Here is a 24,088-nt window from a genome sequence, read left to right on the forward strand (position 1 = left end):
TTATAATAATTTTACGATAAATTTGGAGGTTTTAAAATTGATAAGAGGAAAAGTTTGGAAATTTAGAGATGACGTAGATACAGACCAGATAATACCTGCAAGATACCTTGTTACAACAGACCCTAAAGAGCTTGCAAAACACGTTATGGAAGATGCAGACCCTACTTTTCCGTCAAAAGTGAAAGAAGGAGATATTTTGGTTGCAGGTAAAAACTTTGGTTGTGGTTCATCAAGGGAGCACGCTCCACTGGCTATAAAAGGAGCTGGCATATCAGCAGTAGTTGCAGAATCTTTTGCAAGAATATTTTTCAGAAATGCTATTAACTTAGGACTTTTGATAATAGAATCTCCAGAAGCTGCAAAAGAAGCTGACGAAGGAGATGTACTTGAAATAGATATAAACCAAGGTGTTATTAGAAACATTACCAAAGGAAAAGAGTATAAAATAAAACCACTTCCAGAAAACTTGCAAGCAATTTTAAAAACAGGTGGTTTAATGGAGTATGCAAAAGAAAGGATAAAGAATGCTTCATAATTTAGTTGTACCTGTAGACCTTACAGATACAGGTAAAAAAGCTTTAGAAGTAGCGGTTAAAATCTCAAAAGAGTTTAACTCTAAAGTATGGATTATAACAGTTTTAGAAAAGCCAAACATTCCCTTTCTGCAGGATCTTCCAGAGGAAGAAAGAAATGCAATTTTATCTTTAAATGAAAAACTTAAAAGCAAAGCCATAGAAACCCTTGAAAGTTATAAGGAATATCTTAAAACTCAAGATGTAGATACAGAGTATAAAATATTAGAAGGTGATACAGTAGAAAGTATTTTGGACTTTTGTGAAACTATTGCTCCAGATTTAATTATAATGCCATCTCATCGAAAGTCAGATATAGAATTACAGGCTATAGGAAGTGTGTCTTTAAGGGTTGCGTCAAAGTCAAAATACCCAGTATTAGTTATAAAAGGGTCTTCTTTAAACTTTAATAAAATTGCTGTAGCTTACGACTTTTTACCATCTTCCCAAGAAGCTCTTGAATTTACACTTTCCTTATCAAAACATTTTGGTAGTAAAATAGTTGTTATACACGCAGACAATGACAGAAATTATTCTCACCTAAAATCTGTCCTTGAAAAAGTAAGACAGCACAAAATTGAAAAACTTCAGCAGTTGAAAAATCTCTATGAAAATATTGAAGTTTATCTAACAGAAGGAAGTCCTGATAAAGTAATTATAGAAAAAGCAGTAAAAGAAAACGCAGATTTAATAGTTGTAGGAAAAAGACAGTCAAAAGAAGAAAAAAGAACCTTTATAGGGTCAACTTCTTATAAAATTTTAAAAGACTCTCCCATTTCTGTTTTAATATACCGAGGTAATCATGAATAAATTATTAAAGTATATATCAGCTTTTGCACTTTTAAGTGGGTCGACTGTTGCATCGCCTTTAAAGATCCACTCAGAAAATCCCCTTTTCTACTATGGTGTTTGTAAGATAGCAAAGGATAATCAAGACCCTAAAACAGCTTACGAGTTTTGTAAAAAGGCTCTTCAATTAATGCCTGACACTCCAGCGGTATACAGAGAAACAATTTTTTTAGCTTACTCTTTAGGTAAAAAAGAAGAGGCTTTTGAAATACTTAGAAAGTATAACGAAAAGTTTAAAAACGACCCTGAAACTTACCTTTTTACAGCATTTTTCTATTCTGTTATAAAACAGCCAGAGAAAGCAATCTCTACCCTTGAAGAAGCTTACAAAAAATTTCCAAACAATGAAAAAATCATAACAACTTTAGCTGATTATTACTTAGAAAACAAGCAGGTAGACAAAGCAAGACAGATTTTAGAAAAGTTATCTGCTGTTAAAAAAGATGACCCAAATCTTTACTTTAAACTTGCAAGAATATACCTGTTTGAAAATAACCTTCAAAAAGCAGAAGAATACTTAAAACAAACTTTAAAGTTAGACAAAAACTTCCAACCTGCCTGGCAGATACTTGGAGAGATATATAAACAACAAAAAAGATATGATGATGCAATAAATCTTTACAAATCAGTTTTACAGGATAATCCACAAAATTTAGATGCACTAAATAGACTTTTTCAAGTATACGTAGATATTGACGATTTTGAAAATGCTTCAAAAACGATAGATAAAATAATCACTTTGAATCCAAAAGACAACGATGCACTTTTAAAAAAGTTTCTACTTTACATAAAGTATGATAAATCAAAAGAGATTCTACAAGACCTTCAAAAAACTGTAAAGGAAAATCCTGATAACCTTTTTGCCAAGTTTATGCTTGGAATGGCTTACGAATCTTTAAATGACTATCAAAAAGCCAAAGAAGTATATGAGGAACTTTACCAGCAACAGCCTGACAATCAAGAGTTAATAGATAGACTTGCACAAGTTTACGTAAATCTAAAAGAGTACGACAAAGCACTTGATATATACAATAAACTCTATACACAAAATCCAAATGATTACCGTATTTTACTTGCTATGGCTGATATAGAAGACAAAAGAGGAAACACTCAAAGATCGTTAGAGTTAGTTCAGGAAGCTGAAAAAGTAAAACCTGATGATGCTACAATTTACTTTTTAAAAGCTATCTACCTTGATAAATTAAAAAACTGGAAGGAAGCAGAGAAGGCACTGCTAAAAGCATTAGAACTTCGTCCAAACTATCCCGATGCACTTAACTACCTTGGATACACTTACATAGATAGAGATATAAATGTAGATAAAGGTATAGAGTTAGTTAAAAAAGCTATAAGCCTTGTTCCAGATAATCCAGCTTACTTAGATAGTTTAGCGTGGGGATACTACAAAAAAGGAGATTACAAAAAAGCTTACGAGATACTTGAAAATGTTTTAAAAAAGGTCAATGATGACCCTGTTATAAATGAGCATTTTGCTGACGTTTTAACAAAGTTAGGTAAAAGTAAAGAAGCTTTAGAATACTACAAAAAAGCATTAAAATTAATTGAAGAAAAAGGGGAAGGAGAGCCGGGACAAAAAGATAGAATATTAAAAAAGCTTAAATAGGTGGAAATTATGAAAAAAGTTTTATTACCAGTTTTAATTCTGTTTGTGTCTCTTATCTTCTCTTGTTCTCCTACAGTCTTTCAACCTTTTTACTGTGAAAATAAATTCAAAGAGATACAGCAAAAAGATAACTCTATACCAGATAGATTTAGTTTTTCAGCTGCTGCTATGGTATCAGGAATGCCTGTTCTTGTAAAAGGAGAGTTTAAAGATTATGAAAAGTTAGTTTTATCCTCTCCTTTCGGAAAATCTCTTTTAAACATTGAAAGACAAAATGGGACTTTATGTGTTAAAGCTGCAGGATTTAGATCCTGTGATAGTAGTGAAATACTATCATTAGTATCTATGTATATGCCCCAAGCTACAGTTTTAACAGATATAAACCTACTTAAAAGTCTTATATCTAAAAAATTTAACTTACAGCCAAATGAAAAGATAGAGTGTGAGTCAAACCAGTTAAAAGTTATAAGACCTCAGTATACTCTCGTTTATGAAGAAAATAATCTAAGGAAGGTTATTTACAAAGACTACACAGTAGAGTATGGATTAAACAATGAGATAAATATTACAAACGGTGGAAAAAGTTTAGTTAAGATAACCATATCAAACTTAAACTTTGAGAAAAATTAGGAGGTGTTTGTTTTGAGAGATATAAACAAGTTAAAAGAAATCGCCAGAGAGCTTCGAATTGATATTATAACTATGGTTTACAATGCCCAGTCAGGACACCCTGGAGGGTCTTTATCTGCGATAGACATACTAACTGTTTTATATTTTGGTGGATTTTTAAGATACGACCCAAAAAATCCTTGGTGGGAGGATAGAGACAGATTTATCCTTTCAAAAGGACACGCATCTCCTGCTTTATACTCTGTTTTAGCAAAAGCTGGATATATACCTAAACAAGAGCTTCAAACTTACAGAAAGACAAAAGGATTCGCACCTGATGGATACAGTAGATTACAGGGACATCCTGCTTGGCAAGGAAATAAACACGGCGTTCCAGGAGCTGAAGCTTCAACAGGTTCATTAGGACAGGGGCTTTCTATTGCAATAGGTCAAGCCTTATCAGGAAGACTTGCAAAAAAAGATTACAGAGTTTATGTTATGCTTGGAGATGGTGAGATTCAAGAGGGAATGAGCTGGGAAGCTGCAATGTTTGCAGGACATCACAAATTAGACAACCTATGTGCAATAGTAGACAACAATAATCTACAGATAGACGGAGATGTAAGACAGATAGTAAACATACACCCAATAGTAGATAAGTATAAAGCTTTTGGCTGGCATGCTATTGAGATAGACGGACACGATTATCAGCAGATAATAAACGCCTTTGAAGAAGCAATCAATACAAAAGGAAAACCAACTGTAATAGTAGCCCATACAGTAAAAGGAAAAGGAGTTTCATTTATGGAAAACAACTTCAAGTGGCACGGTGTTGCACCTAACAAAGACCAGTACGAAAAAGCCTTGTTAGAATTAACAGCTGGAGGTGTTTAGATTGATGACAATAGATATATCTTCTTTACCAAAAAAAGCTTTAAGAGATACCTATGGAGAAGTTTTAGTAGAGCTTGGAAAAATTGACCCTAATATGGTCGTTTTAGATGCTGACTTGTCAGAATCTACAAGAACACATAAATTTCACGAGGCTTTTCCAGATAGATTTTTTAACGTTGGTATAGCAGAACAAAATTTAATAGGTATTGCAGCAGGTTTTGCATACACAGGAAGAACTGTTTATGCTTCTTCGTTTGCAATATTTTTATCAGGAAGACCATGGGAGATAATCAGACAACAGATAGCCTACAACAAACTTAACATTAAGTTGGTTGCATCTCACGGAGGTGTATCTGTAGGACAAGACGGAGCTTCCCACCAGATGAACGAAGATATATCCTTAATGAGAACTCTTCCTAATATGAACGTAATAGTTCCAGCAGACAGCGTAGAAATGGAAAAAGTTTTAAAGAAAGTCCACTGGATAAAGGAACCTTTTTACATAAGAATGGGTAGAGAAAAGTTTCCAATAATAATGCCTCAAGATTACGAGTTTGAATTAGGAAAAGGTTATGTGTTAAAAGAAGGAAGTGATGTTTCTGTAATAGCCTGTGGTGTGATGGTATCAATAGCCCTTCAAACAGCCTACGAGTTAGAAAAGGAAGGAATAGACGTTGAAGTTATAAACATGGCGTCAATAAAGCCTATAGACAGAGAGTTAATAGTTCAGTCTGCAAGAAAAACAGGAGCTGTGGTAACTTCTGAAGAACATTCTGTAATAGGTGGTCTTGGTAGTGCAGTAGCAGAAGTATTATCTGAAGAGTGTCCAACTATACTGGTAAGACACGGTGTAGAAGATAGATTTGGCATATCTGGTCCAGCTTGGGAAGTAATGGAAGAGATGGGATTATCTGTAGAAGGTTTAAAAAACAAAATAAGGTTAGCCTTATCTAAAAAGACAAAATGATAGTAAAGATATGTGGAATAACATTACCACAGCAAGCTAAGGAGATATCAGAACTTGGTGCCGATTACATCGGTACCATCTTCTACCAAAAAAGTCCAAGATATGTTGATTTAGACAAAATAAAAGAGATAAAACAATCGTTAAATAGAAATACAAAGTTGGTAGTTGTAGTAGTAAACGAAGATGAAAAAACAGTAGAAAAGCTGTTTGATACAGCTGATGTTATTCAGTTTCACGGAGATGAGGAGTATAGTTTTATAAAAAACTTTCCAAAAGAAAGGGTTATAAAAGTGTTTCGCCTTAAAGAAGAATCCCAAATTAAACAGATGGAAGAGTATATGAAAGACAACTACTGTTTACTTTTAGACACTTACAAAGAAGGTATGTATGGAGGGACAGGAGAAATTATAGACTTGCAGCTTCTAAAAAAAGTTTTAAAACTTTATGATAAAATTATTGTATCTGGTGGACTTGGGCTGGATAACATAAAAGACGTTTTAAGCCAGATAAAGCCTTATGGAGTAGATGCTTCATCAAAACTTGAAATTAAACCTGGGATAAAAGATATTAATAAAGTAAAACAGTTTATAGAGATTGTAAAAAGTTATGAGCCAAATAATTAAAAGTATAAAACCAATCTGGGAAGAAAAAACAACGCCAATAGTAGACTTTTTGCATAGGGTAAATGTATCTCCAAACACTTTGACTTTAGTAGGTTTAATATTTATTTTTATTGGAAGCTTCTTTATTATCCAAGGTATGTTTTTATTAGCTGGAGTTTTTATACTGGTTGGAAACTTGTGTGATGCACTTGACGGATACTTGGCAAGAAAGTATAACCAGCAAACCCAAATGGGAGCTTTCTTAGACTCTGTTATAGATAGGTATTCGGATATAATCCCTATATTAGCTTTAATGTATAGCTTTAGAAACGATGATTTATTTTTTATCTTCTCATCTTTATCACTGATTGGCTCTTACATGACAAGTTATACAAGGGCAAGGGCAGAAAGTTTAGGAGTGGAGTGTAAAGTGGGAATAATGGAAAGACCAGAAAGGTCTTTTGTTTTAATACTTTCTCTGCTAAGTGGGTTTTTAATCTATGGAATAGGAGTAATTGCAATTTTTTCAAATATTACTACATTGCAAAGAGTTATTTGCTTTTATAAACATCCAAAATCCAGTTGATTTAATTAAAATGAGAAATATTTTAATTTTCTTCAAAAATAATAGTAGGAGGCTAAAGTAGTTAATTAATGCTGTCTTCTGTAAGTATAAAAAAGTTTCTTTATATTAAGGATATAGAGATAGATCTACATCCTAAAATGAATGTTTTTACAGGAGAGACAGGGGTAGGAAAGTCTCTAATAATAGATGCTATAACGTTTGTTTTAGGAGAAAAAGGAAATTATGAAGAAGAAGATTACGTAGAGCTGACATTTGAAGCTGACAACGATTATGCAGAAGACGGCATATTAGTCCTTGCAAGGCAGATAAAAAACAGTAAAAGCCTGTATTATCTAAACGGTAGAAAGGTAGGTAAATCTCTTATACAAGAGTTGAGTAAAGACCTTATAGAAATTCACGGGCAACATTACAGTCAAAGGCTGTTTGAGAAAGATTACCACAGAGAAGTTTATGATAAATATTTGAAATTAGAAGATAAATTACAAGAGTTTCAAAATCTTTACACTCAGTATCAAAAACTAAAAAAAGAGTATGAAGATTTAATCCAAAAACAGTCAGAAAGACTTCAAAAGATAGACTTTTTACAGTTTCAGATAAACGAGCTACAAAGTGCAAACTTGAAAGAAGGAGAAAAACAAAAACTTGAACAAGACTACAACTATTACTCAAATATACAAACGATAAAAGAAAATATAGAATTTACCAAAGCCTTGATATCTCAAGATAATGGTATTCTTCAAAATCTCTCTACAGCTGTAAAAAGTATCTCAAAAGTTTCAGAGTTTGATGAGAGACTGTCTAAAATTTTAGATAACTTGGAAAACGCAAAATCATTAATTGAAGAAACTTACTATGACCTTGAAGACTTTGATTTAGACTTTAACCAAGAAAAACTCTATCAAATAGAACAGCGGTTAAACTTAATCAACAATCTTGAAAGAAAGTATGCTACAGACGAAAAAGGGTTAATTAATCTTCTTAAAACATTACAACAAGAATTAGATACACTTTTACACCTTGAAGATAAAGCTCCTCAGCTGGAAAATCAGTTAAAAAAGCTACAAAACCTTGTATTTGAAAAAGCCAAGGAGTTGTCTGAAATAAGAAAAAGTAAGGTCAAAGATTTTGAAGAGGAAGTGTTAAGCCATTTAAAAGATCTTGCCTTTAAATCAGCTGACTTTAAAGTAGCTATACAGGAAAAAGAGTTAGACAGATACGGAATAGATAAAATCCAGTTTTTATTCTCTGCTAATAAAGGATTTGAGCCAAAACCTTTAGATGAGATAGCTTCAGGAGGAGAAATATCAAGACTATCTTTAGTTTTAAAACTTGTGTCTAAAAAATCTGTAAATACTATGATATTTGATGAGATAGACACAGGAATAGGCGGTATAACAGCTGTATCTATGGCAAAAAGGCTAAAACAGCTCTCTAAAGATTTTCAAGTTATTTTAATAACCCACCTTCCACAGATAGCAGTTATAGGAGATAAACATTTTTACGTGGATAAACAAGAAGAAAACGGCAAGACAAAAGCAGTTATAAAACAGCTAACCCAAGATGAAAGAATTAAAGAAATTGCAAGAATGTTAAGTGGAATAGTAAATGATGAATCTATAAACCTTGCAAAAGAACTTTTAAGACAAGGAGAAGTATGGACAAGATAGTTATTCACGGAGCAAGACAACACAACCTTAAAAACATAGATTTAGAATTACCAAAAAATAAGCTTATTGTAATAACAGGACCTTCAGGTTCAGGAAAGTCTTCCCTTGCTTTTGACACAATTTACGCAGAAGGACAAAGAAGATACGTAGAAAGTCTGTCAGCATACGCAAGGCAGTTTTTAGGGATAATGGAAAAACCTGATGTAGACAGTATAGAAGGTTTATCTCCTGCCATTGCAATAGACCAAAAAACAACATCTAAAAATCCAAGGTCTACAGTCGGAACGATAACAGAGATTTATGATTATTTAAGACTACTGTTTGCCAGAGTTGGAAAGGCTCACTGCCCAGAGTGTGGAACAGAGATATCTTCCCAATCTCCTCAGGAAATATCAGAAAGTATACTTAATCTCCCAGAAGGAACAAAAATCCAAATTCTTGCACCTATCGTAAGAGGACAGAAAGGAGAGCATAAAGAAGTCTTAGAAAGGATAAAAAGACTTGGCTATCCAAGAGTGAGAATAGATGGAGAAATCTACCTTACAGAAGAGATACCAAAACTTGAAAAGAATAAAAAACACACAATAGAAGTAGTTGTAGACAGAATAACTATAAAAGAAGGTATAAGAACAAGAGTAAATGACTCTGTAGAACAAGCTTTAAAACTTTCTGATGGACTTGTGGTAATAAACATAGTAGACCGTCAAGAAGATATAATCTACAGTGAAAAGTTTGCCTGTCCAGTACATAACTTTTCTATTCCAGAAATCTCCCCAAGACTTTTTTCATTTAACAGCCCTTACGGAGCTTGTCCTGTTTGTAAAGGTCTTGGTGTTATACACAAAATAGACGAAACTGCTTTAATAGATGAAAACAGGTCAGCAATAGAGGCTTTTAGAATTTCAGACAGTATTTCTTTTAAATACATCAAAGCGATGATGGGAGAGATTTTAGATTTTCACAGAATAAACAGATATAAAAAATTTAAGGATATTCCTCCCCACGTAAAACAGGAGATACTTTATGGAGATGAGTACTTTGAAGGTATCATACCCCACCTTGAAAAAAAATTTTTAGAAACAGATGTAGAAAAGTACAGAGAAGAAATCGGAAAGTACATTAAAGAAATAAAATGTCCAGAGTGTAAAGGTTCAAGGTTAAGAAAAGAAGCTCTTACAGTTTTAGTAGGAGGAAAGAACATATACCAAGTTGTCCAGATGGATATAAGTCAAGCTTACAGATTTTTTGAAGAGTTTGAAAAATCTCCTATGTCAGAAAAAGACAGAATTGTAGCAGAAAAAGTTATAAAAGAGATTAAAGAAAGGCTAAAGTTTTTAATAGACGTTGGGCTTGATTATCTAACTTTAGAAAGGTCTGCTACTACTTTAAGCGGTGGAGAAGCACAGAGGATAAGACTTGCAACTCAGATAGGCTCTAAGTTATCAGGGGTTTTATACGTTTTAGATGAGCCTTCGATAGGACTTCATCCAAGAGATACAGAAAAACTTATAAATACATTAAAACAGCTTAGAGACCTTGGAAATACTGTTATAGTGGTAGAACACGACCCTGAAACGATAGAAGAAGCAGATTACATAGTGGATATAGGTCCTGGTAGTGGCGTTTATGGAGGGCAGATTACAGCTGTAGGAACTGTTGAGGAAATAAAACAAAATCCTAACTCATTAACAGGAAAGTACCTAAGTGGAAAACTTAAAATACCTCTGCCAAAAGAAAGAAGAAGAATAAAAGATAAATATTTAACAATATACGGATCAAAACATCACAACCTTAAAAATATAGACGTTAAAATCCCTTTAGGGGTTTTTGTTGCAATAACAGGCGTATCAGGAAGTGGAAAATCAACACTTATATACGATATTCTGTGGCAGGCAGCAAAAAATAGATTCTATGAAACAAACGAAGAGGTAGGGCTTCACGATAAAATAGAAGGATGGGAATATATAGATAAAGTTATAAACGTTGACCAATCTCCAATAGGAAGAACGCCAAGGTCAAACCCAGCTACCTACACGAAGGTATTTGACTATATAAGGGAGCTGTTTGCATCAACGATAGAAGCAAAAGCAAGAGGATACACTGCAGGCAGGTTTTCCTTTAACGTTAAAGGGGGTAGGTGTGAAGCGTGTCAGGGAGAAGGTGTAGTAAAAATTGAGATGCACTTTTTACCAGATATATACGTAACTTGTGAAGTATGTGGAGGAAAAAGATATAACAAAGAAACATTATCTATACTGTACAAAGGGAAGAACATAGCTGATGTTTTAGATATGACAGTAGCAGAAGCTCTGGAATTTTTTGAAAACGTACCTACCATAAGAAATAAGTTGAAAGTCCTTCACGATGTAGGATTAGATTACATAAAGTTAGGTCAACCTGCTACCACTTTAAGTGGTGGAGAAGCTCAAAGAATAAAACTCTCAAGAGAGTTATCAAAAAGGGATACAGGAAGGACTTTATATCTTTTAGACGAGCCTACTACTGGACTTCATTCTCATGATGTTGCAAAACTAATTCAGGTGTTAAATAAATTAGTCGAAAAAGGAAACACTGTAGTTGTTATAGAGCATAACTTAGATGTTATAAAGTGTGCAGACTGGATAATAGACCTTGGTCCAGAAGGTGGAGAAAAAGGAGGACAGATAGTAGCTCAAGGAACACCTGAAATGGTAGTAAACAACGAAAACTCTTACACAGGAAGATTCTTGAAAAAGTATTTGTCTATTTAAACCTTCCTCTGTCCTCTTCCTGTTTTCTATATAGATAAAATCTTTTACAGCTTCACTACCATACAGGTTGTGGCTTTTTTAACTCCCGGAATAGAGTTAATGTCCCTTATTACAACCTTACCTATCTCGTTTTGGTCTTGTCCCACCAAGTATACGATAATGTCGTATATTCCTGTTACCACATCTGCAGATTTTACGTTAGGAATACTTGCTAAAGCTTTTAAGATAGAAGGAATCTCAGAAGGGTTTGCTTCTATCAGTACATAAGCGGAAGCTGCTATGGTTTTTTCAACATCTTTTAACAACTCTTCAAAAGTGATAGGAAGCTCCTCTAATTTTTCCATCTCTTCTCCTTTATTTATAAGATATATCTACTTAAATCTTCGTTTGATATTATGTCTCCAAGTTTTTCTCTTACAATGTTTACATCTATAACTACTTTCTGACCTTTTAAATCAGGGGCGTTAAATGAGTAATCTTCCATTATTTTTTCTAAAATTGTATGTAGTCTTCTTGCACCTATATTTTCTGTCTTTTCGTTTACTTCCTGAGCAAGTCTTGCTATCTCTTCTATAGCATCTTCAGTAAACTCAAGCTCAACTCCTTCTGTTGACATAAGGGCTTTATACTGTTTTATAAGCGCGTTTTTAGGCTCTGTAAGTATTCTTATAAAGTCTTCCTTAGTTAAAGGCTTTAGCTCAACTCTTATTGGAAATCTACCTTGGAGCTCTGGAATTAGGTCTGAAGGTTTTGCCAAATGAAAAGCTCCTGCTGCTATAAAAAGTATGTGGTCTGTTTTTACAGGTCCATACTTTGTAGATACAACAGTTCCTTCAACGATAGGTAGTAGGTCTCTTTGGACGCCTTCCCTTGAAACATCGGGTCCTGATTTACCACTTGATTTTGAGGCTACTTTGTCTATCTCGTCTATAAAAACTATTCCAAAGTTCTCTACTCTCTTTATAGCTAAAGACTGGACTTCATCCATATCTATCAGTTTTTCAGCTTCTTCGTTTTCTATTACTTTTAACGCTTCTTTTACTGTTAACTTTCTTTTTTTACTCCTTGATGGACCTAAAGATGAGAATATCTCTTTTAACTGACTTTCTATATCTTCCAATCCGGGAATGACAACCCCGCCGATTACAGCTTGGGCTTTTTCTGCAACATCTATTTCAACAACTTTATCATCTAAAAGACCTTCTTTTAACATCTGTCTAAACTTTTCCCTTGCAGGAGACTCTTCCTCTTCTTCCATTAAACTGCCGTATCTTTTGGGTCTTTTAGGTACTAAGTAGTCTAATATCTTTTCTTCCGCTATCTTTCTTGCTTTTTCTCTAACTTCTTCCATCTTTTCGGCTTTAACCATTTTAAAAGCAACATCTGTTAACTCTCTTATTATAGACTCTACGTCTCTTCCTACATATCCAACTTCTGTAAACTTGGTTGCTTCAACTTTTATAAAAGGTGCTTTTACTAAGGCTGCAAGTCTTCTGGCTATCTCTGTTTTACCTACACCTGTTGGACCTATCATCAATATGTTTTTTGGTATTACTTCGTCTCTTAGGTCTTCTGGAAGGTTCTGTCTTCTCCATCTATTTCTAAGGGCTATAGCTACAGCTTTTTTAGCTTCATACTGACCAACTATGTATTTATCTAACTCTTCTACTATTTGTTTAGGTGTTAACTCTTCCCTAACTTCCACTTACTCCTCCTTTAATCTTCTAAAGTAGAGATATCTCCAAGGTCTTGTCCTAACTCTCTAGCTCTCAAAACTCTTCTCATTATTTTACCGCTTCTTGTTTTTGGTAGTTTATCCACAAACTCTACTTCGTCAGGAACAGCTATAGCTCCTAAGATTTCTTTTACAGTTTCTTTTATCTCTTCTATAAGCTCAATAGAAGGTGAATATCCTTCTTTTAAAACAACAAACGCTTTTATAGATTCTCCTTTTATCTCGTTTGGTTTACCTATTACTGCAGCTTCTGCTACTGCAGGATGTTCTATTATTGCAGATTCAACTTCTGCATTACCTATTCTGTGTCCTGCAACACTTAAAACGTCGTCAGCTCTTCCAAGTATCATTATATAACCATCTTCGTCTATTGTGGCAAGGTCTCCTGCAGAATAAACGTTTCCGGGAATTTCTTTCCAGTATTTTTCGTACCTCTCTGGTTCTCCCCAGCAAGTTCTAAGCATAGAAGGCCAAGGTTGTTTTATAACAAGGTGTCCTATAGTGTTAGGCGGTAATGAGTTTCCTTCTTTATCTACAACGTCTGGAATTACGCCAAATAAAGGTTTTCCTGCTTTACCCGGTTTTGCAGGATAGCAAGGTAAAGTAGTTATCATGTGAGCCCCTGTTTCCGTTTGCCACCAAGTATCTACAACTACAGCTCTTCCTCTTCCTATGTTTTTGTAGTACCAAAGCCAAGCTTCAGGGTTTATTGGCTCTCCTACAGACCCTAAAACTTTCAGTGAAGATAAGTCGTATTTAGCTGGTATTTCATCTCCAAATCTCATAAGCATTCTTATTGCTGTAGGGGCTGTGTAAAATACGTTTACTCTGTACTTATCTACATACTCCCACCATATTCCTGGATGAGGATATACAGGCACTCCTTCCATCATTACGATAGTTGTCCCGTTTAAAAGTGGTCCATAAACGATGTAACTGTGTCCTGTTATCCAACCTATATCAGCTGTACACCAATAAACTGTGTCCTCTTTTATGTTAAACACTACTTTTGTAGTTAGATAAGTGTTTACCATATATCCGCCAACTGTGTGTAATACACCTTTTGGTTTTCCTGTTGTCCCTGAGGTGTAGAGGATAAATAGCGGGTCTTCTGCGTCCATCACTTCTGGATTGCAATTTGGAGAAGATGATTTTATCAATTCCTCAAGACTTACAAACTTTTTACTAAACTCAGACTCTTCTAACTCTTTATCTCTATCCCAAACTATAACATGTTTAACAAAATCTAAATCTTTTATGGCTTCTTTTACAATTGGAAGTAGAGGTATCTTTTTACCTCTTCTTTTTGTGTAAGTAGCAGTTATAACTACCTTTGCCTTTGCATCGTTTATTCTTAATTTTAAAGCTCCTTCACTAAATCCGGCAAAAACTACACTGTGAATAGCTCCAATCCTTGCACAGGCAAGCATTGCAATTACAGCTTCTACAGTGTTTGGCATATATATGGAAACTCTGTCTCCTTTTGATACTCCAAGGGATTTTAATCCGTTGGCAAATCTATTTACCTGCTCAAGAAGTTCTCCATAGGTTATTTTTTTCTCATTTCCTTCTTCGTCAACTGATATGTAAGCTACTTTATTTCTTCTACCTTTTTCAATGTTAGCATCTAAACAGTTATAAGTTATGTTTGTTTTCCCATTTACAAACCACTTTGCATAGGGGAAGTTCCACTCTAAAACTTTGTCCCACTTTTGAAACCAGTGAAGCTGTGAGGCTATCTCTGACCAAAACTCCTCTGGATTTTCTATAGACTTTTTATACATACTTTCGTAGTCTTGAACTATACACTCTTTTTTTATTTCTTCTGGTGGATAAAAAATCTCTTTTACTTGAAGGTGAACTTGCTCTAAATTTTCCATCTTTTACCCCTCTGTAAGATTTATATAAAACTATGTTTGATTTTTAATTTTATCAAGCCTGTTTTTGTAAGAAGCCTCTACAAAACTTACAAATAAGGGATGGGGGTCAAACGGTTTACTTTTAAACTCTGGATGAAACTGACAAGCTATAAACCATATATGATTAGGAAGCTCTATTATCTCTGGTAGATTTCTTGTTTTGTAAACTCCAGAGACTACTAAGCCTTTTTCTTCTAAAATCGGAACGTATTTAGGGTTAAATTCGTATCTATGTCTGTGTCTTTCTGATATTTCGGGCTGTCCGTATATCTGATATGCTTTTGTTCCTGGTTTTAAAGTGCATTTATAAGCCCCAAGTCTCATAGTCCCGCCTTTTTTGTCTACATTTTTCTGGTCTGGCATTATATCTATAACTGGGTGAGGGGTAAATGGATTAAACTCTGTTGAGTTTGCCCCTTCAAGTCCTGCTACAGACCTTGCAAACTCTATAACAGCTATCTGCATACCAAGACATATTCCAAAATATGGAATGTTGTTTTCCCTTGCATACTTTGCAGTTAGTATTTTTCCTTCTACTCCTCTGTCTCCAAAACCTCCCGGGACAAGAATTCCGTCAAGACCTTTTAGCACTTCTTGATAGTTTTCCTGATTTATCTTTTCTGAGTTTATCCAATGGATATTAACTTTTACTTTGTTTGGAATTTGGGCGTGTATTAACGCTTCATTTATACTTTTATAAGCATCTTTTAATTCTACATATTTCCCAACAATACCTATGTCAACTTCTTTTTCTAACTTTGACAGTGCAGAAACTATTTTTTTCCACTTTGATAATTCAGGTTCTTTATACTCAAGGTTTAGGTGTTTTGCTATTGCTTTATCAAGACCTTCTTTTTTAAAATAAAGCGGTATTTCATAGATTATGTCTAAATCTGGAGCTGAGAATACAGAGTCTTCGTCAACGTTGGTAAACAAAGATAATTTTTTCTTGATATCTTTGGGAAGTGGAAACTCTGACCTTCCTATTAAAATATCAGGTTGAATACCTATAGCCCTTAACTCTTTTACAGAATGCTGACTTGGTTTTGTTTTTAGCTCTCCTGCAACCTTAATATAAGGAACGTAGGTAAGGTGTATATACATTACATCTTCTTTTTTATTTTCTATACCCATCTGCCTTATGGCTTCTAAAAATGGCAGACTCTCTATGTCTCCTACCGTTCCACCTATCTCAACTAATGTTATATCGTGGTTTTCTGCAACTTTTTCTATGGATTTTTTAATCTCGTTTGTAAAGTGAGGTATAACCTGAACTGTAGCTCCTAAAAATGCTCCTCTCCTTTCTTTTTCAAGAAGGTTAAAGTAAAGTTTTCCAGAAGTAGTGTTATTGTGCTTTGTCATAACTGCATTTGTAAATCTCTCGTAATGACCAAGGTCAAGGTCAGTTTCAGCTCCATCTTCCGTAACGAAAACTTCTCCGTGTTGATAAGGGTTCATAGTACCAGGGTCTATATTTAAGTAAGGGTCAAGTTTCATAAGAGTTATTTTGTATCCCATACTCTCTAAAATAGACCCAATTGCAGCTGATGTAACACCTTTTCCTAAAGAAGATAAAACACCACCCGTTATGAATATATACTTTTTCAATCCTACACCTCAGGTTATAATTTTAGTTTTCCTTTAAACTGTTTTTCAATTTCTCTTCTTGTTTCTTTTTCTTTTATATCTTCTCTTTTTTCGTATTTAACTTTACCTTTTGCAAGGGCTATCTCTACTTTTGCCTTTCCGTTTTTAAAGTAAACTTGTAAAGGGACAATTGTAAGACCTTTTTCTTTTACTTTTCCCATTAATCTAAGAATTTCTCTTTTGTGAAGTAAAAGTTTTCTTTTTCTGTAAGGGTCGTGTCCTAATTTGTGAGCAGGTTTGTATGGTGCAATGTAGCAGTTATAAAGCCATGCTTCCCCATCTTCAATCATAACAAAACTATCCTTTAAATTACAAGACCCTTCTCTTAAAGACTTTACCTCTGAACCTGTCAGTACGATTCCTGCCTCGTACTTTTCAAGTATATTGTAATCGTGAAAGGCTTTTTTGTTTGTCGCAACAACTTTAACAGACATTAAAATCAACTCCGGTTTTAAGTATTCCTTATCTTAAAAGATAACTCTTTTACTGTATCAACCAAGTACTTTACATTTTCAACACTCATATCAGGATTGAGTCCGTGTCCAAGGTTAAATATATGTCCTGAATCTTTTCCCCAGCTTTCTAATACGTACTCAGCCTCTTTTTTAATAGCATTTTTTTCTGCGTATAAAACTGTAGGGTCTAAATTTCCTTGGACAGATGCTTTTGGATAGATTTTTTTCTTTACATCTTTTATGTCTATCATCCAGTCCATACTGTAAACGTCAGCTCCAGACTCAGTTATAAAGTCTATAACTCCTGCCACTCCTTTTGAAAAGTGAATAACAGGTTGATAGTCTCTTTTAAGATTCTTGATTATTTTCTTTACTGGTAGTAAGGCAAACTCTTTGTAATCTTTCGGTGAGAGATGTCCTGCCCAGCTGTCAAATATCTGAACAGCATCAGCTCCAGACTCTATTTGGAAGTTTAAGTAATCAATAATAACGTTAGCTATTATGTCTAAAAGTTTTTTAAAACCTTCTGGATTGTCGTACATAAACTTTTTTGCCTTTTTAAAATCTCTGCTACCTCTTCCTTCTATCATATATGCGGCTAAAGTAAAAGGAGCTCCTGCAAAGCCTATAACGGGTAGTTCTCTGTTTAAGATTTGATTTACTCCCTTTATGATCTCTCCTACGTACTTTACATCTTCTGTGTTAAAAGGTTTTAGATTTTCTATATCTTGCAAGGATTTAATAGGATTTTCAAATACAGGTCCTTCTCCTTCTTTAAAGTCAAACCTCATACCTATTGATTCTAAAGGCGTAAGTATGTCTGAAAAAATTATTATTGCGTCAACGTCAAGTAATTTTTTAGGTAGGATTGAAGCTTCTACTGCAAGGTCTACGCTTTTATAAAAGTTTTTAAAGCTTCCAGCTTTTTCTCTTAACTCTCTGTACTCTTTCATATACCTACCTGCCTGTCTCATAAGCCAGATAGGCGTTCTTTCTATCTTTTTGTTTTTACAAGCTCTTAAAAATAAGTCATTTTTTAAGTTCATTATTTAAGCTCCGTATTTTTGTAAGCTCTTTTAAGTATTTTTCCCGGTTTAAAGTGGACTGTTTTAGAGTAGCTTACTCTTTTTTTGCCTTTTAAAGGTTTTTTCCTTTTTAGCACTTTAAATGTTCCAAGTTTTCTTATCTCTATCTTTTCTCCTGATGCAAGTCCTTCTATCATCTTATCAAATATAGCGTCAACTACTTTTTTTATATCTTTACCATCTATATGGTTGTACTTTTCTTTTAATATCTTTACAATGTCAGACTTTTTCATACAAGCTCCTCCATATTAATATTCATTTTTATCAGTTGTTCTTTACATCTATCACAAACTTTTTGTCCGTTTCTTCCAACAGACTCATCGTATATCCAGCATCTTGGACATTTTTCTCCTTTTGCCTTACTAACTGCAACGGCAGAACCTTTTACAGATTCTCCTTCTATTACTACGTCCGCCTGTGGATTTTCTGATAACTCTACCTGACTTACAGTAAAGAAAAACTTAATCCAGTCTAACCTTTCTTCAATAAGTTGTCTGTATTCTTGTGGGAGCTTTAAGATAACCCTTGCTTCATAAGGGTGTCTGACTAAATCTTTTTTTCGTGCCTCTTCAACTGCCTTTAACACATCATCTCTAACTTGCAAGAGTTTTTCGTAAACATTCTCTAAATCTTTGTCTATATACTCTAACTTTACAGAAGGTAGTAGTTCAAGGTGTACACTTTCTTTTAAAGAAGAGTCTATCTTCCTTGTATACTTCCATACTTCTTCAGCTGTAAATGATATTATAGGTGCAAGTAGTTTGTTTAGTGCTAAAAGAAGCTCCCATAAAGCAGTCTGTGCAGACCTTCTTTCTAAGGATTTTGGTGCGTATATGTAAAGTCTATCTTTTAATATGTCTAAGTAAATGGCAGACAAGTCTACGATAAAGAAGTTTTTAACACTGTGGTATATCTTGTGGAACTTTCCTTCTTCGTAGGCTTTGTCAGAAAGTTGAATTAATCCTTGTAATTTAGATAATATCCATCTATCAAGTTCAAGCATATCTTTGTATTCTACTTTATCTTGTGAAGGGTTAAAGTCGTAAAGGTTTCCTAAGAAAAACCTAAAAGTGTTTCTTATTTTTCTGTAGTCTTCTGCTATCCTTTTTATAAGGTTAAATCCTATTTTTATATCTTCTGTGTAATCTTCCGTAACAACCCACAGTCTTAAAATGTCAGCTCCGTACTCGTTTATAACCTTCTCTGGAGCTACAACGTTTCCAGCTGATTTAGACATCTTTCTACCCTTTTCATCAAGGGTAAATCCGTGGGTTAAAACACTGTCGTAAGGAGCTCTGTTATAAGAAGCTACAGACTCTAAAAGGGAAGATTGGAACCATCCTCTGTGCTGGTCTGACCCTTCTAAGTACATATCAGCAGGCCATCTTAACTCTTCCCATTCTCCGTACTTTAAAACCGCAGCGTGAGACACGCCAGAATCAAACCAAACGTCAAGTATATCTTCTTCCTTTTTAAAGTTTTGACTGCTACATTTTTTACATCTATATCCTTCTGGTAATAACTCTTTTACATCTTTTTCAAACCAGATGTCAGCTCCGTACTCGTTGTTTCTGACTAAGTTTGCAACGTGCTGGAAAACCTCCATATCTTTAACTATCTCACCACAGTCTTGACAGTAAAATACAGTGATAGGGACGCCCCAGCTTCTTTGTCTTGAGATACACCAGTCAGGTCTGTTTTCTACCATACTTTTTATTCTGTTTTGACCGTAAGAAGGTATCCATTTAACTCTTTCAATCTCTTTTAATGCTTCTCCTCTAAGGGTGTTTCCTCCTTCTAATATGGCATCCATTGATATAAACCACTGGGGAGTAGCTCTGAATATAACAGGATTTTTACATCTCCAGCAGTGTGGATACGAGTGGCTTATAACTTCTTTATGCATTAAAGATCCTACTTCTTCAAGTTTGTTTATTATAATCTCGTTTGCATCAAACACCCTTATCCCTTCAAGCCAAGAAGGAGCTTCCTTTGTAAATCTTCCTTCATCATCAACAGGAGCAAAAGGTTCTACTTTATATCTTTGACCTATTATGTAGTCTTCTTGACCATGTCCTGGAGCCATATGAACAAGTCCGGTACCAGCTGATAACTCTACAAACTCTGAAAGGTATATTTTTGAAACTCTGTCAATAAATGGATGGTAGTACTCTTTAAACTCAAGGTCTTTTCCTTTAACTTCTTTTATAACTTCACCTTCTAACTTAGTCTTTTCCTTAAAACTTTCTAATAACTCTTTTGCAACGATTAAAGTACCTTTTTCAGTTTTGTAATAAACATAATCATACTCAGGATGAACCATTATTCCAAGGTTTGCTGGAAGTGTCCAAGGAGTAGTAGTCCAGATAACAGGGTAAACCTCCTCATCTACAAGTTTAAACTTTACATAAACAGAAGGGTCTTTCTTTTCTTGATATTCTACTTCTGCCTCAGCTTCTGCAGTTTTATCGTATATACACCAGTAAACAGGTTTTTTTCCTCTGTATGCTACACCTTTTTCAAATATTCTTCCAAGCTCTAAAATCTCTTGAGCCTGATAAGAAGGTTTCATAGTAAGGTAAGGATTTTCCCAGTTTCCTATAATACCAAGTCTTTTAAACTCTTGCTTTTGTATTTCTACAAATGTTTTTGCGTATTCTCTACAAAGTTTTCTAAACTCTGACTTTGGAATGTCTTCCTTTTTTATCTTCTTCTCTTTAAGCTGTTTTTCTACCTGCTGTTCTATAGGTAGTCCGTGACAGTCCCAACCCGGAACAAATGGAGCATCTTTACCTTTCATAGATTGATATTTAACTAAAATGTCTTTCAAAATCTTATTTAAGGCATGTCCTATGTGGATATGACCGTTTGCGTAAGGCGGACCATCGTGGAGGATATACTTTTCTTCTCCTTTTCGTTCTTCTCTTAATTTTCCGTATAAGTTTATTCTATCCCAGAAAGAAAGTATTTCTGGCTCTTTACTTGGTAAGTTTGCTTTCATAGGAAAGTCTGTTTGAGGCAAGTTTAAAGTATCTTTAATTTCCAACTATTTAAACCTCCTTAAAGTTTGGAAAGTATTATTATACCACTTTTAAAAATAAAAAACCTCTTGACAAATCAATAAATTAGGAGTTAAACTTAGATATCACTTTATTTAGGAGGGTTTTTCATGACAAAGTCAGAGTTAATCGCAAAGGTAGCTGAAAAGGCAGGTCTTAAAAAGGCTGAAGCGGAAAGAGCTGTAAACGCAGCTATTGAAGCTGTTGTAGAAGCTCTTTCTAAGGGGGAAAGAACAGCTATTCCTGGTCTTGGCGTTTTCAACGTTAGAGAAAGAAAAGCAAGAAAAGGTAGAAACCCAAGAACAGGAAAAGAAATTAAAATCCCTGCAAGAAAAGTTGTAGCATTCACAGCTGCTAAATCTTTAAAAGAATCTTTAAACGCTAAGAAAAAGTAATTTCTTAGATATTACGGGGCTTTTAAGCCCCGTTTTTATATTATTTGTAAACTTCTGTTCCAATACCTTCTTCAGTAAAAATCTCTAATAGTATACAGTGTGGTATTCTACCATCTAATATATGTGCTTTATTTACACCGTTTTCAACAGCGTAAGTGCAAGCTTTTACTTTTGGAATCATTCCACCTTTTATTACTCCAGACTTTATCATCTCTTCTATTTCTTGAGTTGACACAGAAGATAAAGTTTTTCCTTCTGCATCTTTTAAACCTTCTATATCTGTTAAAAAAATAACTTTTTCAGCTTTTAAAGATACCGCTATCGCAGATGCTACTAAATCTGCGTTTATATTATACGCGTTGCCTTCATCATCATAACCGATAGGAGCTATAACTGGAATGTAATTATCTTCATCAAGATTTATCAGAAGTGAAGGATCAACCTCTTCAACCTCTCCTACATGTCCTAAGTCAAGTAATTCTGTAGGTCTAAAATCTCCCATTGATTTAAAATACTCCTCTGCATCTAACTTTCTTGCTTTTATAAGACCTCCATCTTTTCCTGTAATACCAACAGCCTTTACGTGTCCTCCTGAGTAGCTGTTTATAAGTTGAACAATACTTTTATTTACAAGCCCACCTAAAACCATCTCAACTATATCCATAGTCTCTTTATCTGTTACTCTTAAACCACCTACAAACTTAGACTCTAATCCCATCTTTTTTAAATATTGACCTATTTGAGGTCCCCCCCCGTGAACAATTACAGGATTAATACCGATATACTTAAGCATGATAACATCTTTAGCAAAAGCAGACCTAAGGTCAGCTTTATCCATTGCATTTCCACCGTACTTAATAACAAATGTTTTACCTCTAAAGTTTTTAATATAAGGTAGTGCTTCAAGTAAAATATTTGCTTTTTCGACAGCTTTTTCCAATATGAAACCTCCGTAATTTTTTTAAAAAAATTATAATACAATGGTTTTAAAGAGAAGAGTTTTTTTAGTGAGACTTTATTTTAAAATGAATAAAGATTTGAAAAAAAGAATGACCCCAACGGGATTCGAACCCGTGTCGCCGGCGTGAAAGGCCGGTGTCCTAGGCCAGGCTAGACGATGGGGCCATATTTGTTTTGAAGTGAGTCGCCTGGGAATCGAACCCAGGACCACCGGTTTAAAAGACCGGTGCTCTACCGACTGAGCTAGCGACTCACAACTACAGGCTAATAATATATCACATTTGATTTTAAAAAGCAATACCTGTTATAATAAAGTCAAAAAACTGGAGGTAAAGATGCCGAAACTTGTTTTAGTAAGACACGGACAATCTTTTTGGAATCTTCAAAATAGATTTACCGGATGGGTTGATGTTCCTCTTACAGAAAAAGGTAAAGAAGAGGCATTTAAAGCTGGAGAGCTTTTAAAAGACATAAGATTCAATGTAGCTTACACGTCAGCTTTAACAAGGGCTCAAGAAACACTTAGGATAATCCTTGAAGTGATAGGACTTCAAATTCCTGTAATCAAAGACCAAGCTTTAAACGAAAGACATTACGGTGCTTTACAAGGTTTAAATAAAGACAGAGCAAGACAAAAGTATGGAGCTGATATAGTCCACCTTTGGAGAAGAAGTTATGATATAGCTCCACCTGAAGGAGAGTCTTTAAAAGATACTGCTGCAAGGACTATACCATTTTTAGAAAGGGCTATTTTAGGAGATATTTACGAAGGAAATGATGTTTTAGTAGTAGCTCACGGAAACTCTTTAAGGTCTATTATTATGTATTTAGAAAAATTAACTCCTGAAGAAATAATAAAGGTTGAGCTTGATACAGGAGTACCAATAGTGTACGAAATGGATAAAGAAGGTAATGTTTTAAATAAAGAGATAAGAAAACATTAAAAGAGGGTCATTTATGAGATATTTAGTAGCAGCAAACTGGAAGATGAACAAAACTGTAGCAGAATCTATTGAGTATATAGAAGTTTTTAAAGAACTTGTCAAGTATGTAGAAGGAGTAGACATTATGATAGCTCCTTCTTTTACATCTTTATCTTCTGTATCGGTTTTAATTGAAAAAACAAACATTAGTTTGGGTGCTCAAAATATGTTTTACGCAGAAAGAGGTGCTTACACTGGTGAAATATCACCTATTATGCTTGATGAACTTAACGTTAAGTATGTAATACTTGGACACTCTGAGAGAAGACATATCTTTGGCGAAAAAGATGAGATGATTAATAAAAAAGTTTTAACTGCAGTAGAATTTGGTTTGAGACCTATCTTATGTGTAGGAGAAACTTTAGAAGAAAGAGAACTTGGAAAGACTATGAACGTAGTTGAAAGACAGATAAGAGCCGGTGTTGCAGGTTTAGAAAGAGAAATAAGCCTTATAGATATTGCTTACGAACCAGTATGGGCAATAGGAACAGGGGTAAATGCAACTGTAGAACAGGCTCAAGAGGTACATCATTTTATTAGAAATCTTATAAATGATATAAGTAAAGGAAATGATAAAGATACGAGAATACTTTACGGTGGAAGTGTAAATGAAAAAAATGCTTCTGAATTAATTAAAGCTCCTGATGTTGAAGGATTTTTAGTTGGAACTGCAAGTCTTGATCCACAAAAGTTTTATAAAATAATTTTATCTTCTTTGGAGGTTTAAAGG

The 24,088-nt window shown here is 34.3% G+C and carries 22 protein-coding genes and 2 tRNA genes; 13 read left to right on the forward strand and 11 right to left on the reverse strand.

Going from position 1 to position 24,088, the window contains the following annotated elements:
• The first annotated feature begins 37 nt into the window (after positions 1-37).
• From leuD to uvrA, 10 genes are all read left to right on the forward strand, one after another.
• A complete protein-coding gene (gene leuD, locus Q385_RS0103915; RefSeq protein ID WP_028950411.1) occupies positions 38-535 on the forward strand; it encodes a 3-isopropylmalate dehydratase small subunit in 498 nt (165 codons plus the stop codon).
• Complete coding sequence (locus Q385_RS0103920; protein ID WP_028950412.1) at positions 525-1,382, forward strand: universal stress protein; 858 nt, start codon at positions 525-527, stop codon at positions 1,380-1,382. Before leuD ends, Q385_RS0103920 begins: the two co-directional genes overlap by 11 nt.
• The gene (locus Q385_RS0103925) at positions 1,375-3,045 is read left to right on the forward strand and encodes a tetratricopeptide repeat protein (RefSeq protein ID WP_028950413.1); all 1,671 of its coding nucleotides are present in this window, start codon (positions 1,375-1,377) and stop codon (positions 3,043-3,045) included. The genes Q385_RS0103920 and Q385_RS0103925 overlap by 8 nt, the downstream gene beginning before the upstream one ends.
• A 9-nt stretch (positions 3,046-3,054) precedes the next feature.
• The gene (locus Q385_RS0103930) at positions 3,055-3,675 is read left to right on the forward strand and encodes a hypothetical protein (RefSeq protein ID WP_028950414.1); all 621 of its coding nucleotides are present in this window, start codon (positions 3,055-3,057) and stop codon (positions 3,673-3,675) included.
• Between the two features lie 3 nt (positions 3,676-3,678).
• On the forward strand, positions 3,679-4,548 hold the full coding sequence (locus Q385_RS0103935) for a transketolase (RefSeq protein ID WP_245596360.1): 870 nt from the start codon (positions 3,679-3,681) through the stop codon (positions 4,546-4,548).
• A 4-nt stretch (positions 4,549-4,552) separates the two neighbouring features.
• Positions 4,553-5,515 (forward strand): transketolase family protein, encoded by a 963-nt coding sequence (locus tag Q385_RS0103940; protein WP_028950416.1) that lies wholly within the window; start codon positions 4,553-4,555, stop codon positions 5,513-5,515.
• Complete coding sequence (locus Q385_RS0103945) at positions 5,512-6,138, forward strand: phosphoribosylanthranilate isomerase (RefSeq protein WP_028950417.1); 627 nt, start codon at positions 5,512-5,514, stop codon at positions 6,136-6,138. The genes Q385_RS0103940 and Q385_RS0103945 overlap by 4 nt, the downstream gene beginning before the upstream one ends.
• Positions 6,122-6,703 (forward strand): CDP-alcohol phosphatidyltransferase family protein, encoded by a 582-nt coding sequence (locus Q385_RS0103950; RefSeq protein WP_028950418.1) that lies wholly within the window; start codon positions 6,122-6,124, stop codon positions 6,701-6,703. Before Q385_RS0103945 ends, Q385_RS0103950 begins: the two co-directional genes overlap by 17 nt.
• A 68-nt stretch (positions 6,704-6,771) precedes the next feature.
• Positions 6,772-8,370, forward strand: a complete 1,599-nt coding sequence (recN, locus tag Q385_RS0103955; protein WP_028950419.1) for a DNA repair protein RecN — start codon at positions 6,772-6,774, stop codon at positions 8,368-8,370.
• Complete coding sequence (uvrA, locus tag Q385_RS0103960; protein WP_028950420.1) at positions 8,358-11,120, forward strand: excinuclease ABC subunit UvrA; 2,763 nt, start codon at positions 8,358-8,360, stop codon at positions 11,118-11,120. The genes recN and uvrA overlap by 13 nt, the downstream gene beginning before the upstream one ends.
• Before the next feature lie 44 nt (positions 11,121-11,164).
• On the opposite strand, the gene Q385_RS0103965 is transcribed toward uvrA, so the two are convergent.
• Genes Q385_RS0103965 through ileS form a run of 8 tightly spaced genes read right to left on the reverse strand, consistent with a single transcriptional unit; the run spans position 11,165 to position 21,007 of the window.
• Positions 11,165-11,464: an Lrp/AsnC family transcriptional regulator gene (locus Q385_RS0103965; RefSeq protein ID WP_028950421.1), complete on the reverse strand. Its 300-nt coding sequence runs from the start codon at positions 11,462-11,464 to the stop codon at positions 11,165-11,167.
• Between the two features lie 14 nt (positions 11,465-11,478).
• Positions 11,479-12,825: an ATP-dependent protease ATPase subunit HslU gene (gene hslU / locus Q385_RS0103970; RefSeq protein WP_028950422.1), complete on the reverse strand. Its 1,347-nt coding sequence runs from the start codon at positions 12,823-12,825 to the stop codon at positions 11,479-11,481.
• Between the two features lie 11 nt (positions 12,826-12,836).
• Complete coding sequence (acs, locus tag Q385_RS0103975) at positions 12,837-14,735, reverse strand: acetate--CoA ligase (RefSeq protein WP_028950423.1); 1,899 nt, start codon at positions 14,733-14,735, stop codon at positions 12,837-12,839.
• A 30-nt stretch (positions 14,736-14,765) separates the two neighbouring features.
• Positions 14,766-16,382, reverse strand: a complete 1,617-nt coding sequence (locus tag Q385_RS0103980; protein ID WP_028950424.1) for a CTP synthase — start codon at positions 16,380-16,382, stop codon at positions 14,766-14,768.
• 14 nt (positions 16,383-16,396) lie between these two features.
• Complete coding sequence (gene smpB / locus Q385_RS0103985; RefSeq protein WP_028950425.1) at positions 16,397-16,855, reverse strand: SsrA-binding protein SmpB; 459 nt, start codon at positions 16,853-16,855, stop codon at positions 16,397-16,399.
• Between the two features lie 17 nt (positions 16,856-16,872).
• A complete protein-coding gene (hemE, locus tag Q385_RS0103990) occupies positions 16,873-17,925 on the reverse strand; it encodes a uroporphyrinogen decarboxylase (protein WP_028950426.1) in 1,053 nt (350 codons plus the stop codon).
• A complete protein-coding gene (locus Q385_RS0103995) occupies positions 17,922-18,194 on the reverse strand; it encodes an HU family DNA-binding protein (RefSeq protein WP_028950427.1) in 273 nt (90 codons plus the stop codon). Before Q385_RS0103995 ends, hemE begins: the two co-directional genes overlap by 4 nt.
• On the reverse strand, positions 18,191-21,007 hold the full coding sequence (gene ileS / locus Q385_RS0104000; protein ID WP_028950428.1) for an isoleucine--tRNA ligase: 2,817 nt from the start codon (positions 21,005-21,007) through the stop codon (positions 18,191-18,193). Before ileS ends, Q385_RS0103995 begins: the two co-directional genes overlap by 4 nt.
• 123 nt (positions 21,008-21,130) lie before the next feature.
• On the opposite strand from ileS, the gene Q385_RS0104005 reads away from it, so the two are divergent.
• Positions 21,131-21,415, forward strand: a complete 285-nt coding sequence (locus Q385_RS0104005) for an HU family DNA-binding protein (RefSeq protein ID WP_028950429.1) — start codon at positions 21,131-21,133, stop codon at positions 21,413-21,415.
• 40 nt (positions 21,416-21,455) lie between these two features.
• Here Q385_RS0104005 and argB read toward each other — a convergent pair whose 3' ends face one another.
• The 3 genes from argB to Q385_RS0104020 form a co-directional block, all read right to left on the reverse strand.
• A complete protein-coding gene (argB, locus tag Q385_RS0104010) occupies positions 21,456-22,355 on the reverse strand; it encodes an acetylglutamate kinase (protein ID WP_028950430.1) in 900 nt (299 codons plus the stop codon).
• A 110-nt stretch (positions 22,356-22,465) separates the two neighbouring features.
• Positions 22,466-22,540: transfer RNA gene (locus Q385_RS0104015), tRNA-Glu, on the reverse strand.
• A 15-nt stretch (positions 22,541-22,555) separates the two neighbouring features.
• Positions 22,556-22,628, reverse strand: a tRNA-Lys gene (locus Q385_RS0104020).
• 82 nt (positions 22,629-22,710) lie between these two features.
• Here Q385_RS0104020 and Q385_RS0104025 point away from each other — a divergent pair.
• Complete coding sequence (locus Q385_RS0104025; RefSeq protein ID WP_028950431.1) at positions 22,711-23,319, forward strand: 2,3-bisphosphoglycerate-dependent phosphoglycerate mutase; 609 nt, start codon at positions 22,711-22,713, stop codon at positions 23,317-23,319.
• Between the two features lie 13 nt (positions 23,320-23,332).
• A complete protein-coding gene (gene tpiA, locus Q385_RS0104030) occupies positions 23,333-24,085 on the forward strand; it encodes a triose-phosphate isomerase (protein WP_028950432.1) in 753 nt (250 codons plus the stop codon).
• The last annotated feature ends 3 nt before the right edge of the window (positions 24,086-24,088 follow it).

This window comes from Sulfurihydrogenibium subterraneum DSM 15120 (assembly GCF_000619805.1).
Lineage (GTDB): Bacteria > Aquificota > Aquificia > Aquificales > Hydrogenothermaceae > Sulfurihydrogenibium > Sulfurihydrogenibium subterraneum.

Bases quoted from the DNA above. Each gene is read 5' to 3' on its own strand.
- Q385_RS0103940 (WP_028950416.1), top strand. From the start codon at position 4,553: ATGACAATAGATATATCTTCTTTACCAAAAAAAGCTTTAAGAGATACC.
- Q385_RS0103925 (WP_028950413.1), top strand. From the start codon at position 1,375: ATGAATAAATTATTAAAGTATATATCAGCTTTTGCACTTTTAAGTGGG.
- Q385_RS0104025 (WP_028950431.1), top strand. From the start codon at position 22,711: ATGCCGAAACTTGTTTTAGTAAGACACGGACAATCTTTTTGGAATCTT.
- Q385_RS0103995 (WP_028950427.1), bottom strand. From the start codon at position 18,194: ATGAAAAAGTCTGACATTGTAAAGATATTAAAAGAAAAGTACAACCAT.
- uvrA (WP_028950420.1), top strand. From the start codon at position 8,358: ATGGACAAGATAGTTATTCACGGAGCAAGACAACACAACCTTAAAAAC.
- Q385_RS0103945 (WP_028950417.1), top strand. From the start codon at position 5,512: ATGATAGTAAAGATATGTGGAATAACATTACCACAGCAAGCTAAGGAG.
- smpB (WP_028950425.1), bottom strand. From the start codon at position 16,855: ATGTCTGTTAAAGTTGTTGCGACAAACAAAAAAGCCTTTCACGATTAC.
- Q385_RS0103950 (WP_028950418.1), top strand. From the start codon at position 6,122: ATGAGCCAAATAATTAAAAGTATAAAACCAATCTGGGAAGAAAAAACA.
- Q385_RS0103965 (WP_028950421.1), bottom strand. From the start codon at position 11,464: ATGGAAAAATTAGAGGAGCTTCCTATCACTTTTGAAGAGTTGTTAAAA.
- Q385_RS0104005 (WP_028950429.1), top strand. From the start codon at position 21,131: ATGACAAAGTCAGAGTTAATCGCAAAGGTAGCTGAAAAGGCAGGTCTT.
- tpiA (WP_028950432.1), top strand. From the start codon at position 23,333: ATGAGATATTTAGTAGCAGCAAACTGGAAGATGAACAAAACTGTAGCA.
- Q385_RS0103930 (WP_028950414.1), top strand. From the start codon at position 3,055: ATGAAAAAAGTTTTATTACCAGTTTTAATTCTGTTTGTGTCTCTTATC.
- Q385_RS0103920 (WP_028950412.1), top strand. From the start codon at position 525: ATGCTTCATAATTTAGTTGTACCTGTAGACCTTACAGATACAGGTAAA.
- acs (WP_028950423.1), bottom strand. From the start codon at position 14,735: ATGGAAAATTTAGAGCAAGTTCACCTTCAAGTAAAAGAGATTTTTTAT.
- recN (WP_028950419.1), top strand. From the start codon at position 6,772: ATGCTGTCTTCTGTAAGTATAAAAAAGTTTCTTTATATTAAGGATATA.